General features: G+C 66.4%; 13 protein-coding genes. 9 read left to right on the forward strand and 4 right to left on the reverse strand.

Translation table 11 applies throughout. The annotated features are described in order from the left end of the window. Positions 1 to 57 precede the first annotated feature (57 nt). The 5 genes from KHN96_RS08755 to KHN96_RS08775 all read left to right on the forward strand — a co-directional run bounded on the left by KHN96_RS08755 (position 58) and on the right by KHN96_RS08775 (position 5,187). Positions 58 to 1,314 carry a branched-chain amino acid ABC transporter substrate-binding protein gene (locus KHN96_RS08755; protein ID WP_045786872.1) on the forward strand — a complete coding sequence of 419 codons (1,257 nt, stop codon included), beginning with the start codon at positions 58 to 60 and terminating at the stop codon, positions 1,312 to 1,314. Positions 1,315 to 1,424: 110 nt separating this feature from the next. After that, positions 1,425 to 2,372: a branched-chain amino acid ABC transporter permease gene (locus tag KHN96_RS08760; RefSeq protein ID WP_045786871.1), complete on the forward strand. Its 948-nt coding sequence runs from the start codon at positions 1,425 to 1,427 to the stop codon at positions 2,370 to 2,372. Continuing rightward, entirely contained in the window at positions 2,373 to 3,695 is a 1,323-nt protein-coding gene (locus tag KHN96_RS08765; protein ID WP_062738544.1) for a branched-chain amino acid ABC transporter permease, read from the forward strand. Next, positions 3,692 to 4,468 carry an ABC transporter ATP-binding protein gene (locus KHN96_RS08770; protein WP_045786869.1) on the forward strand — a complete coding sequence of 259 codons (777 nt, stop codon included), beginning with the start codon at positions 3,692 to 3,694 and terminating at the stop codon, positions 4,466 to 4,468. The genes KHN96_RS08765 and KHN96_RS08770 overlap by 4 nt, the downstream gene beginning before the upstream one ends. Then, the gene (locus KHN96_RS08775) at positions 4,468 to 5,187 is read left to right on the forward strand and encodes an ABC transporter ATP-binding protein (protein ID WP_062738545.1); all 720 of its coding nucleotides are present in this window, start codon (positions 4,468 to 4,470) and stop codon (positions 5,185 to 5,187) included. Before KHN96_RS08770 ends, KHN96_RS08775 begins: the two co-directional genes overlap by 1 nt. A gap of 43 nt (positions 5,188 to 5,230) precedes the next feature. Here the strand turns inward: KHN96_RS08775 and KHN96_RS08780 are convergent, their stop codons facing one another. Continuing rightward, positions 5,231 to 5,737, reverse strand: coding sequence for a hypothetical protein (locus tag KHN96_RS08780; protein ID WP_045786867.1), 507 nt, complete (start codon positions 5,735 to 5,737; stop codon positions 5,231 to 5,233). Between the two features lie 149 nt (positions 5,738 to 5,886). Between KHN96_RS08780 and KHN96_RS08785 the strand changes: the two genes are divergently transcribed. Then, complete coding sequence (locus tag KHN96_RS08785) at positions 5,887 to 7,323, forward strand: aldehyde dehydrogenase family protein (RefSeq protein ID WP_062738546.1); 1,437 nt, start codon at positions 5,887 to 5,889, stop codon at positions 7,321 to 7,323. A 46-nt stretch (positions 7,324 to 7,369) separates the two neighbouring features. On the opposite strand, the gene KHN96_RS08790 is transcribed toward KHN96_RS08785, so the two are convergent. Together KHN96_RS08790 and KHN96_RS08795 are read right to left on the reverse strand one after the other, a co-directional pair. Further along, positions 7,370 to 7,630, reverse strand: a complete 261-nt coding sequence (locus KHN96_RS08790) for a DUF1289 domain-containing protein (protein WP_045786865.1) — start codon at positions 7,628 to 7,630, stop codon at positions 7,370 to 7,372. Positions 7,631 to 7,661: 31 nt separating this feature from the next. After that, entirely contained in the window at positions 7,662 to 9,560 is a 1,899-nt protein-coding gene (locus KHN96_RS08795) for a glycoside hydrolase family 15 protein (RefSeq protein WP_220214876.1), read from the reverse strand. Here KHN96_RS08795 and KHN96_RS08800 point away from each other — a divergent pair. The 3 genes from KHN96_RS08800 (at position 9,559) to KHN96_RS08810 (ending at position 13,072) form a co-directional block, all read left to right on the forward strand. Further along, positions 9,559 to 10,800 carry a DUF2252 family protein gene (locus tag KHN96_RS08800; RefSeq protein ID WP_062738548.1) on the forward strand — a complete coding sequence of 414 codons (1,242 nt, stop codon included), beginning with the start codon at positions 9,559 to 9,561 and terminating at the stop codon, positions 10,798 to 10,800. The two genes, KHN96_RS08795 and KHN96_RS08800, sit on opposite strands and share 2 nt — an antisense overlap. A gap of 146 nt (positions 10,801 to 10,946) precedes the next feature. Further along, the gene (locus KHN96_RS08805; protein ID WP_062738549.1) at positions 10,947 to 12,488 is read left to right on the forward strand and encodes a methyl-accepting chemotaxis protein; all 1,542 of its coding nucleotides are present in this window, start codon (positions 10,947 to 10,949) and stop codon (positions 12,486 to 12,488) included. 116 nt (positions 12,489 to 12,604) lie between these two features. Further along, on the forward strand, positions 12,605 to 13,072 hold the full coding sequence (locus KHN96_RS08810) for a hypothetical protein (protein ID WP_062738550.1): 468 nt from the start codon (positions 12,605 to 12,607) through the stop codon (positions 13,070 to 13,072). Between the two features lie 4 nt (positions 13,073 to 13,076). Here KHN96_RS08810 and KHN96_RS08815 read toward each other — a convergent pair whose 3' ends face one another. Beyond that, the gene (locus KHN96_RS08815; protein WP_082062902.1) at positions 13,077 to 13,799 is read right to left on the reverse strand and encodes an MgtC/SapB family protein; all 723 of its coding nucleotides are present in this window, start codon (positions 13,797 to 13,799) and stop codon (positions 13,077 to 13,079) included. Positions 13,800 to 13,859: the final 60 nt, after the last annotated feature.

Consider the following 13,859-nt stretch of genomic DNA (forward strand, 5'->3'; position numbering starts at 1 on the left):
AGCTCTGACAGGCGGAGAGTGACTCGCCGGCGCCTCCACCACATGAAGGAGACACGCATGACGAAGTTCCGTCCGTTGGTTGTGGCTGTTGCATGTGTCGCGGCGATCGGTGGGGCGGCTGTGCCCGCTGCAGCGTCTGCCGCCGAAACCGTCAAGATCGCCTGGATCGACCCGTTGTCGGGGCTGATGGGCGCGCTGGGCCAGAACCAGCTGCGCAGCTGGCAGTACATCGCCGATATGGCCACGCAGAAGAACTGGGCCGGCGACGGCACGAAGTTCGAAGTCGTGGGCTTCGACAACAAGCTCTCGCCGCAGGAAAGCCTGACCGTGCTCAAGCAGGTGGCCGATCAGGGCATCCACTACATCGTGCAGGGCAACGGCTCGAGCGTGGGCATGGCGCTGGAAGACGCCGTGGGCAAGTACAACGAGCGCAATCCGGGCAAGGAGATCATCTACCTCAACTACGCGGCGGTGGATCCGGACATGACCAACGGCAAGTGCAACTACTGGCACTTCCGCCTGGACGCCAACTCGGACATGAAGATGGAGGCTCTGACCAGCTACCTGGCCAAGGATCCGAAGGTCAAGAAGATCTATCTGATCAACCAGAACTACTCGTTCGGCCACCAGGTCGCGCGTGCGGCCAAGGAATACCTCAAGCGCAAGCGCCCGGACATCGAGATCGTCGGTGAAGACCTGCATCCGCTGGCCCAGGTGAAGGATTTCTCGCCGTACGTGGCGAAGATCAAGTCGTCGGGGGCGGACACCGTCATCACCGGCAACTGGGGAAGCGATCTTGCGCTGCTCATCAAGGCCGGCAAGGACGCGGGCCTGAACGCCAACTTCTACACCTACTACGCCTCCACCACCGGCGTGCCGACGGCCATGGGCTCGGCCGGCGCCGATCACGTGAAGTACGTCGGCTACTGGAACGTCAACAACAACGGCTTCAAGGGCGCCGACATCGTCGAGGGCTACAAAAAGAAGTACAACGACGACTTCTACCTGATGGCCTCGTACACCGGCATCGCCCTGCTGGCCAAGGCCATCAAGGACACCAAGTCGGCCGAGCCGGCCAAGGTCGCCAAGGCCTTCGAGGGCATGAAGGTCGACAGCCTGAACGGCACGTTCGAGATGCGCGCGTCCGACCATCAGGGCCAGCAGCCGCTCTACATCGCCACCTGGAAGAAGGTCGACGGCAAGGACGTCAAGTTCGACCAGGAAAATACCGGCTATGGCTGGAAGACCGATGCCGTGCTGGATGCCTACGTGGCATCGCAGCCCACTTCCTGCCAGATGAAGCGTCCTCACTGAGCACGGCAGGTGGTGCGCCGAAGGGCCGCCCGATGCTATCGTGCGGCGGTGTTTTAAACGGGGCCATGGGCCGGCGCGTCCGGTTCATGCCCCGCTGAAAGGGCTGTAGCGTGGAATTCCTAGTCATCAATCTCTTGAACGGCATCAGCTACGGGCTGCTGCTGTTCATGCTGTCTTCAGGCCTGACGCTGATCTTCAGCATGATGGGCGTTCTCAACTTTGCGCATGCCAGCTTCTACATGCTGGGCGCGTATTTCGCCTACGTCGTCAGCGGCCATCTGGGCTTCTGGGCGGCGCTCATCGTGGCGCCGCTGCTGGTGGGGGCGCTGGGTGCGGTGGTCGAGCGCTTCGGCCTGCGCACGGTGCACCGCTACGGCCACGTCGCCGAACTGCTGTTCACCTTCGGCCTGGCCTATCTGATTGAAGAAGGCGTGAAGCTGGTGTGGGGCCTGCCGGCCGTGCCGTACCGCGTGCCGGAGGCACTGGATGGGCCGCTGTTCACGCTGTTCACCTCGTCGTTTCCGAAGTACCGCGCGTTCATGATGCTGGTGTCGCTGCTGATGCTGGTCGGCATCTTCCTGCTGCTCACCCGCACGCGCATCGGCCTCGTCATCCAGGCTGCGCTCACCCATCCGGACATGGTCGAGGCGCTGGGCCACAACGTGCCGCGCGTGTTCATGCTCGTGTTTGGCGGCGGCTGTGCGCTGGCCGGCCTGGCCGGGGTCATCGGCGGCAATGCCTTCGTGACCGAGCCGTCGATGGCGGCGGCGGTCGGCTCCATCGTGTTCGTGGTGGCGGTGGTGGGCGGCATGGGCTCGCTGGTGGGCGCGTTCATCGCGTCGCTGCTCATCGGCTGCATCCAGACCTTTGCCGTCACGCTGGACATCTCGGTGACGAGCATGCTCCAGAAGATCGGCGTCACGCTCAACCCCGACGTGCCGCTGATCTCGGTCTGGAACCTCACGATTGCGCAGGTTGCACCGGTGTTGCCGTATCTGCTGCTGGTGCTGATGCTGATCTTCCGCCCACGCGGGCTGATGGGTACGCGGGAGAGCTAAATGGAACGCGCCATGCCACAACAACAAACGCTGCCGCCCAACGATCGCGCGCGCACCATGAAGTTCAAGCCGGTCAACCTCGCGCGCTGGCTGATCTGGGGCGCGACCGCACTGGTGATGATCGTGCTGCCCCTAATCTGGCCGCAGGGCTTTGCCATCACGCTGCTCTCGCAGATGGGCATCATGATCATCTTCGCGCTGTCGTACAACATGCTGCTGGGCCAGTCCGGCATGCTGTCGTTCGGGCACGCGGTGTATTCGGGCCTCGGTGCCTTCATGGCCGTGCACCTGCTCAACAAGATCGGCGCGATGCAGACGCTCGGCATCGCGGGGCCGCTTGCGGTAGCGTTGCTGCCGATCGCCGGCGGGCTGGGCGGTGCGCTCTTCGGCGTGATCTTCGGTTACGTCACCACCAAGAAGTCCGGCACCACGTTTGCCATGATCACGCTCGGCATCGGAGAGATGGTCTTCGCCAGTGCGTTGATGTTCCCGGATTTCTTTGGCGGCGAGGGCGGTGTCTCGACCAACCGCAGCATCGGCGATGCGCTGCTGGGCGTCACCTTCGGGCCGGCGCGGCAGGTGTATTACCTGATCGCCGCGTGGTGCCTGATCTCCATGGCGCTCATGTACGCCTGGACGCAGACGCCGCTGGGCCGTATTGCCAACGCCGTGCGCGACAACCCCGAACGGGTGGAGTTCATCGGCTACAACACGCAGCGCGTGCGGTACCTCGTGGTGATCCTGTCGGCGTTCTTTGCGGGCATTGCCGGCGCGCTGTCGTGCATCAACTTTGAGATCGTGACGGCGGAGAACGTGTCGGCCGTACGCTCGGGCTCGGTGCTGCTGGCGGCGTTCATCGGCGGCATGGGCAGCTTCTTCGGGCCGATCATCGGCGCGGTGCTGACGGTGTTCTTCACCGTGGCGCTGTCGGGCATCACCAAGGCGTGGCTGTTGTACCTGGGCCTGTTCTTCGTGCTGATGGTCATGTACGCGCCGGGCGGCATCGCGAGCCTGCTGATGATGCACGTGCCGATCCTGCGGCGCGGCAAGCTCAAGACACTGTTGCCGGCCTACGGCATGGCGATCGTGCCGGCGGCCATTCTCCTGGTGGCGCTGATCTCCACCGTGGAGATGATCTACGCGGTGCAGGACGACAGCTCGGGTGGTGTGGCCACGCTGTTCGGCCTGGCCGTCGAACCCACGACCTTGAAGCCGTGGGCCATCACCGCCGTGCTGTGGCTGGTGGGCGCCTTCGGTCTGCGTGCGGCAGCGGGCAGGCTGCGCACGTCCTGGGACAACGCATTGCAGGAGCCGCAACCATGAGCCAACCGACCGCAGCACTGGAGTTGCGCGACGTCCGCAAGCGCTTCGGCGCGACTGAGATCATTCGCGGCGTCAACCTGACCATCGGCAAGGGCGAGCGCCATGCGCTCATCGGGCCGAACGGCGCCGGCAAGTCGACCACGTTCAACCTGATCTCTGGCCGCTTCCCCGCCACCTCGGGCAGCGTGAAGCTCAATGGCGAAGAGATCAGCGGCCTGGCGCCGTTCGAGATCAACCGCAAGGGCCTGTCGCGCAGCTTCCAGATCACCAACATCTTCCATCGGCTCTCGGTGTTCGAGAACCTGCGCTGCGCGGTGCTCTGGTCGCTCGGCTACAAGTATTCGTTCTGGCACAAGCTCGCCGAGCTGCGGGATGCGCGCGAACGTGCCGAGGAGGTGCTCGAGCAGATCGGCATGACGCACCGGCGCGATGCCGCCGCGGGCCTGCTGACGTATGCCGAGCAGCGCGCGCTGGAGATCGGCATCACCATCGCCGGCGGCGCCGACGTGATCCTGCTCGACGAGCCGACGGCCGGCATGAGCCGCTCAGAATCCGACCACGCGGTGGACCTCATCCGCAAGGTCACCGTCGGCAAGACGCTGGTGATGGTCGAGCACGACATGAGCGTCGTCTTCGGCCTGGCGGACCGCATCTCGGTGCTGGTCTACGGCGAGGTGATCGCCACCGACACCCCCGAGGCCATTCGCAACAACCGCCGCGTGAAGGAGGCTTACCTCGGCACCACGCTGGACGAACCTGCAGGAGCGCACTGATGGCGACCAATACTCCGATGCTGGAGGTGCGCGGCCTCCACGCGTATTACGGCAAGAGCCACATCCTGCACGGCGTCGACATGCACGTCGGCGAAGGCGAGATCGTCTCGCTGCTGGGGCGCAACGGGGTGGGACGCTCGACGCTGGCCAAGTCGATCATGGGCATGGTTCGGCACGAAGGCGAGATCCTGCTGCGCGGCAAGAACGTCAGCGGCCTGCGCACGTTCGAGGTGGCGCACCAGGGCATCGGCTACGTGCCCGAGAACCGCGACATCTTTCCCACGCTCACGGTGCGGCAGAACCTGCTGCTGGGCGAGAAGCGCAACCCGAACAGCCCCAAGCCGCGCTGGCAGATCGACGACATGTACCAGATGTTCCCGCGCCTGAAGGAGCGCGAGAACACCGCCGCGGGCGTGCTCTCGGGCGGCGAGCAGCAGATGCTGACGCTGTGCCGCACGCTGATGGGCGACCCGGATTTCATCATCATCGACGAGCCCACGGAAGGCTTGGCGCCGCTGATCGTCACGCTGGTGGGCGAATACCTGAAGACGCTCAAGGAGCGGGGGATTTCCGTGCTGCTCGTCGAGCAGAAGCTGGCGATTGCGCTGGACATCTCACAGCGTGTCTATGTGATGGGGCACGGGCAGATCGTGTTTGAAGGCACGCCCGCGCAGTTGAAGGCCGACGCCAAGGTGCGGCAGGAGTGGTTGGAAGTCTGACCCGGCAAGGCGCAGGATGGGCGCGGGCGTCCGTCCTTGCGCGCTAGCCGGTGGCTTCCTCGATGAGCAGGTCGAGCTGGGCGATGACGTTGCTGGTGTCGGGCTCGCCGCGCGTCTTGGCAAGTGCCGCCTTGAGCGTTTCGCGCAGCGCGATCAGCTCGCTGATGCTGCCGGCCTTCTCGACCTTCATTTCCAGCAGATAGCCGCGCAGGCCCAGATAGCGGCTGATGGTTTCGGTATAGAAGCGGTAGAGACGCTGATAGCCTTCGACACCCTGATCGCCCGGCGCCGCTACAACTGGCGTAGGGGCCGGCGCCGCCTTCGCCGCCACTGGGCTTCCGACATGGATGCGGATGTAGCCGCCTTGTTCCAGCTCGTCGAACACCGCCTGCGTCATGCCGAGCGGCTGCAGCTGGAGGAGGATGTCGTCGCAGGTCTTTTCGCCGTTGACCATCAGCAGCACCGCGCGATGCCGCTGGTCGAGACGGTTCGCGCGCGTGCGGATCTCGTCCTGGCCCTTTTCGGTCTTTTGGTAGATCGTGGTGGTCATGCTGTCTCCCTCGGCTGGCGCGTCTGCAAGGCACGCTCTGGCTCTACAATAGATCGATCATAACCGCCCGGGCGCGGCATGCGGCTCCGTCGCAACCCGGATAGCACAACGCGCAAGATCGCGCATCCACCAGAGCGAGACAAGCAACGATGCAGCAACGCGACAAGCTTTTCATCAATGGCAAGTGGGTGGCGCCGCAAGGCAAGGGCGTCATTGAAGTGATTCATTCGGCCACCGAAGAGGTGATGGGAATGATTCCCGAAGGCAGCGCCGCCGACGCGGAGGCCGCCGTGGCCGCCGCACGCACCGCATTCGACGCGTGGGCCGCCACGCCGGTGGCCAAGCGCGCCGAATACGTTCAGAAGATCGCTGATGGCCTCAAGGCCCGCAGCGAAGAACTCGCCCAGCTGATTGCCGGCGAAGTCGGCATGCCGATCAAGCTGGCGCGCGCGATCCAGGTGGGCGGCCCGGTCTACAACTGGGGCAATTTCGCCAAGTTGCTCGGCACGTTCGAGTTTGAAGAGCGCGTCGGCAATTCGCTGGTGGTGCGCGAGCCCGTGGGCGTGGTGGGCGCCATCACGCCGTGGAACTATCCGCTCAACCAGATCACGCTGAAGGTCGCCCCCGCGCTCGCGGCCGGCTGCACCGTGGTGCTCAAGCCGTCGGAAGTGGCGCCGCTCAACGCCTTCGTGCTTGCCGAAGTGATTGAGGAAGCGGGCCTGCCGCCCGGTGTGTTCAACCTCGTCACCGGCTATGGCCCCGTCGTGGGCGAGGTGCTGGCGAGCCACCCGGATGTCGACATGGTGTCGTTCACGGGCTCTACGCGCGCAGGCAAGCGTGTGGCCGAACTGGCCGCGCAGACGGTCAAGCGCGTCGCGCTGGAGCTTGGCGGCAAGTCGGCCTCGGTGATCCTGGATGACGCGGATCTGGCCGCGGCGGTGAAGGGCACGCTGTCGGCATGTTTCCTCAACTCGGGGCAGACGTGCTCGGCCCACACGCGCATGCTGGTGCCGCGCGCCAAGTATGAAGAAGTGAAGGCGCTGGCCGCGCAGTTCGCCGCCAGCTACATGCCGGGCGACCCCGCGCAGGAAACGACGCGCCTCGGACCGCTGATCTCCGCCGTGCAGCGCGATCGCGTGCTGGGTTACATCCGCAAGGGGCTGGAAGAGGGCGCGGAACTCATCGCCGGCGGGCCCGAGACTCCGGACGGTTTCGCCAAGGGCTTCTTCGTCAAGCCGACGATACTCGGCAACGTCAAGACCACCGACACCGTTGCGCGCGAAGAGATCTTCGGCCCCGTGCTGACCGTGATCTGCTACGACGACGAGGAAGACGCCATCCGCATCGCCAACGACAGCATCTACGGGCTGGGCGGCGGCGTGTGGTCGGGCGACGAGGCGCGGGCGATCCGCGTGGCGCGGCGCATCCGCACCGGGCAGGTCGACATCAATGGCGGGCCGTTCAACATGCAGGCGCCGTTTGGCGGCTACAAGCAGTCGGGCAACGGGCGCGAAAACGGCAAGTACGGGCTCGAGGAGTTCCTCGAGTACAAGGCGCTGCAGCTCAAACCAGTGCAGGCGTCCTGACGGCCCTGCGCCCAAACGAAAACCCGGCTTCGGCCGGGTTTTTTGCTTACTTGCGGCTGCCGTCGCGGTTGTAGCCCTGCGCGGTGCCCTCGGCCAGGATGCGCGTCCAGACCGCGTTGCGCTCTTCGTCGGTCATGAAGACCCAGTTGCTGACTTCGAGCTGGGTGCGCCCGCAGCCCTGGCAGACCTCGTCGAACAGGGTCGAGCAGATGCCGATGCACGGGCTGTCGGGGCGGCCGAGCAAGGTGCTGCCGGAAGCACGGGTTTCGTCGTCGGACATGGGAGTGAGCGCGGTCGATTCGGTCATGGGCGCGATTTTACCGGCTTCCGTCCAGCGCTCAGCCGGTGGTGCGCTGGCTGACATGGTCGGCCGCCGCCGACAGCGACAGCGCTGAATTCACCAGCGCAATATGCGAGAACGCCTGCGGAAAGTTGCCAACCAGCCGGCGCGCGCGCGGATCGTATTCTTCGGCCAGCAGGCCCACGTCGTTGCGCAGCGCGAGCAGCTTCGTGAACAGCGCGCGCCCCTCGTCGTGGCGCCCCTGCATGACGAGGTTGTCCACGTACCAGAAGCTGCAGGCGAGGAACACGCCTTCGCCCTGGGGCAGGCCATCGGCGACGGCCTCGGTGCGGTATCGGCGGACGAGCCCATCGACGAGCAGGTCTTCTTCGACCGCCTTGACCGTGCCGAGGATGCGCGGGTCGGAGGCGGGCAGGAAGCCCACCAGCGGCAGCATGAGCAGGGCGGCGTCGAGCTCCTCGCTGCCGTAGCTCTGCACGAAGCAGTTGCGCCGGGTGTTGTAGCCGTGCGCGCAGACCTCGGCGTGGATGCGATCGCGCTCGCCGCGCCAGCGCTCCACGGGGCCGTCCAGCTTGAATTGCTCGATGGTCTTGACGGCGCGGTCGAATGCCACCCACGCCATCACCTTGGAATGCGTGAAGTGCCGCGACGGGCCGCGGACTTCCCAGATGCCTTCGTCGGGCGTCTGCCAGATGCTCTCCAGGTGCGTCATCAGCGCAACCTGCAGGCGCCAGGACGCCTCGTCGCCATCCAGGCCGCCCTTGCGTGCGAGGTACAGCGCGTCCATCAGTTCGCCGTACACGTCCAGCTGAAGCTGCAGCGCCGCCGCGTTGCCCACGCGCACGGGCTGCGCGCCCTCGTAGCCCGGCAGCCACGGGACGACCCATTCGCCCAACCGCCGTTCGCCTGCAATCCCGTACATGATCTGCACCTGCGCGGGGCTGCCGGCAATGGCGCGCTCAAGCCATTCGCGCCAGGCGCGCGCTTCGTTGTAGTAGCCGGCGTTCATGAGGGCAAGCAGGGTGAGCGTGGCGTCGCGCAGCCAGCAGTAGCGGTAATCCCAGTTGCGCACGCCGCCGAGCTGTTCGGGCAGCGAAGTCGTGGGCGCGGCCACCACGCCGCCGGTGCGGTAGTAGGTGAGCGCCTTGAGCGTGATCAGCGAGCGCTCGACGGCTTCCGTCCACTCGCCCGCGCCCTTGCAGCGGCCGGACCACGCACGCCAGCGCGCTTCCACGTCGACCTGCGCTTCGATGGCATCGATGGAGCCCGGCAGCGGCAGGTGCGATGGCGAATGCGTCAGCACAAACGGCATCGCTTCGCCCTCGCTGACGGAGAAATCGGCCACGGTGGAGAGGTTCTCGCCGCGGATCGGCGCGGGCGTGCGCAAGGTCGTCATGTCGGGCCCGGCGATGGCTCGCAGCACGCAGTCCGGCATGTCGCACGGGCCGTCGGCCGGCACGCCGGTCGCCTCCGAGACGCGGCTGACCCACGGCACCGAGGCCCCGTAGTCGAAACGCAGCGTGAGGTCCATGCGCATGTCAACGGTGCCAGACAGGCCGCGGACGATGCGCACGAGGTCAGAGGTGTCGTCCCGCGCGCTGGTGGTGCCGGGCAGGCGGGCCGTCATGAAGTCGGTCAGGCTGACGGTGCCGGTGGCCGTTTCGAACACCGTTTCCAGCACCAGCGTGCCGGGCAGGTAGCGGCGGCGCACGGCGCGCACCTCGCCCTGCGGGGCGATGCGCCAGCGGCCGTGGTCGGGCGTGCCGAGCAGGGCGGCAAAACAGGCGCCGGAATCAAAGCGCGGCCAGCACAGCCAGTCGATCGACCCATCGCGCGAGACCAAGGCAGCGGTTTCACAGTCGCCAATCAACGCGTAATCTTCGATTTTCGAGGGCATTGCACTCCACTCCCAGCACTTTGACGAGGCCGTGACCATGCATGACAGCACCCGCATCCTGCTTGAATACAACGCCGGGCGCGATCCTGAAAGGCTCATCCGGAAGCTGGATGCCATCGCGGCCGACCCGTTTGCCTTCTTTCGCGGCACCAACAACCTGTATGCGGCCTCGCTGGCCGACGCTGCGCTGCTGCACGAAGCGCCGCGCACGCTCGTCTGCGGCGACTTGCATCTCGACAACTTCGGCAGCTTCAAGGGCGACAACGGCCTCGTCTATTTCGACATGAACGATTTTGACGAGGCCCTGGCCGCGCCGTTCACGGTCGATCTCGTGCGCGTGCTCTCGAGCCTGCAGGTCGCGGCCTACGGCTGGAAGCTCGCCGACGAAGACGCGCACAACCTGTGCCGCCGTTTCCTGGATACGTATGCAACCACGCTGGTGGACGGCAAGGCGCGCTGGGTGGAGCGCGCCACGGCCAGCGGCATCGTGCGAGACCTGCTGCGCGGCCTGCGCAAGCGCAACCGCGCCGCCTATCTCGCCGAGCGCACGGAGCGCAGCGGCAACCGGGTCCGCCTGCGCATCGACGGCCGCCGCACCCTGCGCGCAAGCAAAGACGAGGCCCGCCGCGCGCGCCGTATCCTGCAGGCCTACGGCGGGCAGGGCAACGGCCATGGCCAGCGTTTCGTCGCCGTGGACGTGGCGCGCCGCATCGCCGGCACGGGCAGCCTGGGGCTGGAGCGCTACACGGTGCTGGCGCGCCCGGAAGACGACCCCGCCACGCTGCGCCTGATCGACATCAAGCTCGCCGTGCCAAGCGTGTGGGCCGGCGTACTCGGCAGCGCGGGCAGCGTGGCGCCGTGGCCCAGCGAGGCGGCGCGCGTGGTCGGCATCCAGCGTATCTCGCAGGCCATCTCGCCGGCGCTGCTGCGTGGCGTGGTCTGTGGGGCCAAGCGGGAGGCGGCCAAGTCGTACGTGGTCAAAAGCCTGCAGCCGACGGCCGACCGCGTGGCGCTGGGCTCGGGCAAGCGCGTGGTGGCCGACCTGGACGACGCGCTCCAGACCATGGCCCGCGTGGCGGCCTGGTGCCATCTGCGCGGTTGCGGCCGGCGCGGCACCGATCTCGTCGACACGCTGCAGGACTATGCCGCCGGCACGGCGTGGCGAAAATCGGCACTGGAGCTGGCTGCGCATGGGCGCAAGGTATCGCTGCGGCAATGGGCGGACTACGCCGAGGACTACCGCGCGGCGCGCGGCACGAGCGGCCGCAAGGCGCGCTGAAAGCGGCTGGCCGGCCACGGCCATGCGCTGCAGCGCACATCAGCCCTCAAGTTCGGCCCGGCACGAACCGATAGTGCAGGTAGCCGGCCGCCCGGCGCGATGGTCGCGCCTGCGTGAAGCGCCGTGCACGCCACTCTCCCGCGCCCATGTCCGCTCGCCTGACCATCCGCACCCGACTGGTGCTTTCGGTTTCCGTCCTCTTCCTGCTTGCCTTGTTGATCGGTGTGACTGGCTTGCTGGGCCTGCGCGGTGCCAACCTGGCACACGAGGAAACCTTCACCAATCAATTCCCGTCTGCGCTTGCGCTGGGCGAATCGGATCTGAGCCTGACGCGTGCCCGCACCGCGCTCGACAAGGCGATGCTGTATCCGAATGACAAGGGCGCGATGAAGCTGCTCGATCGCACCGAAGAGCTGATCGCGCGGTCGGATGAAGCGTGGAAGACCTACCTGACGCTGCCCCGCAGCGAGGAAGAAGACCGCCTCGCCAAGGAGGTCGCCACCGCGCGCGAAGCCGCGGCGGGCAGCCTGCGTGACATCATCAAGGCACTGCGCGCGGGCGATCGCGCGACGGCTGACGACATCATGGAAAAGCGCGTGTCCAACGCCTTCCGCGATTCCAACGACAAGAGCCTGGCGCTGAGCAAGAAGCAACTGGCCTTCTCCAAGGCCAACTATGACGCGTCGCAGGAGGCGTATGCGCGCTTTCGTGTGATCGTGGCGGCGGCTATTGTCGTCGCGCTGGTGGTGGCGCTGTGGTGTGCGTGGTCGCTGCTGCGCGCGATCGTCGGGCCGCTGGATGCCGCGCTGGCACAGTTCGATCGCATTGCTGCGGGCGACTTGACCCAGCCCGTGCGCGTGGATCGCCACGACGAGATGGGCCGCCTGCTCGAAGGCCTGGCCCGCATGCAGGGCGCGCTCACCGACACCGTGCGCCGCGTGCGCTCGGGCTCCGAGTCGATCGGCGCGGCCACCAAGCAGATTGCCGCGGGCAATGCCGATCTGTCGCAGCGCACCGAAGAGCAGGCCAGCTCGCTGGAAGAGACCGCATCGAGTATGGAGGAGATGACCTCCATCGTCCGCCAGAACGCCGACAACGCACGCCAGGCCAGCCAGTTGGCCGACAGCGCTTCCGAAGTCGCCGCGCAGGGCGGGGCCGTGGTGACCGACGTGGTGGCGACCATGCGCGAGATCAGCGCGTCGTCGCGCACGGTCTCGGAGATCATCGGCGTGATCGATGGCATTGCGTTCCAGACCAACATTCTTGCGCTCAACGCCGCCGTGGAAGCGGCGCGTGCGGGCGAGCAGGGCCGCGGCTTTGCGGTGGTGGCCGGCGAGGTGCGCAACCTGGCGCAGCGCAGCGCCGCCGCTGCCAAGGAAATCAAGGAGATGATCGAGGCGTCGCTCTCCAAGGTGGAGGCCGGCAGCGCGCTGGCGGAGCGCGCGGGCAGCACGATGGAAGACATCGTGTCGTCCATCCGCCGCGTGACCGACATCATGGGCGAGATCGCGGCCGCCTCGAACGAGCAGAGCTCCGGCATCGAGCAAGTCAACAAGGCCGTCACGCTCATGGACGAAGCCACGCAGCAGAACGCCGCGCTGGTGGAGCAAGCCGCAGCGGCCGCTGAATCGCTGGAAGAGCAGGCGCAGGCGCTGAACGCCGCCATCGCGGCATTCCGGCTGGCCTGATCGCGTCGCATCGCTACGTTGCGTCGCCTGGAAGGGGACGGACGGGTACGGCAATCGCTTGCCTTGAACGCCGTTTTGGTGGATATCACCGGCTGGCTCATTCAAGGAATCGCACCATGCCGTTCATCCTTGCCGCGTTCGCGCTCGTCGGTCTGCTGGTTTATGGCGCGGCCCGCTTGTATCTCCAGGTCGCTTCAGCGTATGGGGCGGTGGTTGGGGCCGCGGCCGTGCTGCTGGCGGCTGGGTTGCTCGTGGCGCTCGCCCTGGCGCTGGTTCGGCGCCATCGCGCCATCCATGGCGTCAATGTGAAGGGGCAGCGCGTCGTCTCGCTCAGCGGCAGCTGGGGCCAGGTTGCCGTCGATGCCGAACAGAAGCGCGGCACGCTGAGCCTGCATGGGCAGAACGCCCGCTTTCTCTTTGCCGATATTGCCGGCGCCGATGCGGTCGAGCGCGAAGGCGCCTGGACGTTGGCGCTGCGGCTGAAGCATCAAGCGCAGCCAGAATGGCCGATCCCGATGCACAGTCGCCAGGAAGCGAAGCGCTGGGCGCGGATCTTCGACCTTGCGGCGGCCCAGGAGCTGTGACCGCTTATTCCGTCGTGCTCGGGTTCCAGAACGCCTGGGCCACGTGCGGCTGCGCCTGCAGCGACGCCACGATGCGGTCGAGTTCGGCCGCGTTCACCGCGGTCGACATCAGCATGGCTTCGATCTCCACGTGGTCTTCGCCAAACGGCTCGACCGACAGGTCGCTGATCGGGTAGCTGGCTTCTTCCAGCAGACGTTCCAGGTCGGCCAGCACTTCTTTCTGGCGCTCGCCGGTGGAGATGACGCACATCGTGTACGTGACTTCACTGGCCTGGTTGTCGAGTGGCGTACGGTTGATTCGGTCCACCACGGGCCGTAGCAGGATGTTCGATGCCAGCACAAATAGCGTAATGAGGATGGCCTGGCCCACCAGGTCCGACCCCGCCGCGGCACCCACCGCGGCCGAGCCCCACAGCGTGGCGGCGGTATTCAGCCCGCGCACGTTCAGCCCTTCCTTCATGATGGTGCCGGCACCCAGGAAGCCGACGCCCGACACCACGTAGGCGATCACGCGCGTGGTGTCCGATGCGGTGCCGATCTGCGCAGCCATGTCGACGAACGCCGATGCCGCGACCGCCACCAGCGCGTTGGTGCGCAGCCCCGCAGTCCGCTGCCTGACCTGCCGCTCGAAGCCGATCAACGACCCGAGCGCAAAGGCCGAGGCAAGGCTGATGAACGAATCGACCAGCGTGGCGACATTGAGATGGACGAGGGCTTGCAGCGTCATCGGCGGCTCCTTGTTCTTGGTTTTGCAGACCGGAGTCTTGGTAAAAGCGCCGATGGTTAT

Origin of the sequence: Ralstonia mannitolilytica (assembly GCF_905397375.1) — a bacterium.
Classification (GTDB): Bacteria; Pseudomonadota; Gammaproteobacteria; order Burkholderiales; family Burkholderiaceae; genus Ralstonia; species Ralstonia mannitolilytica.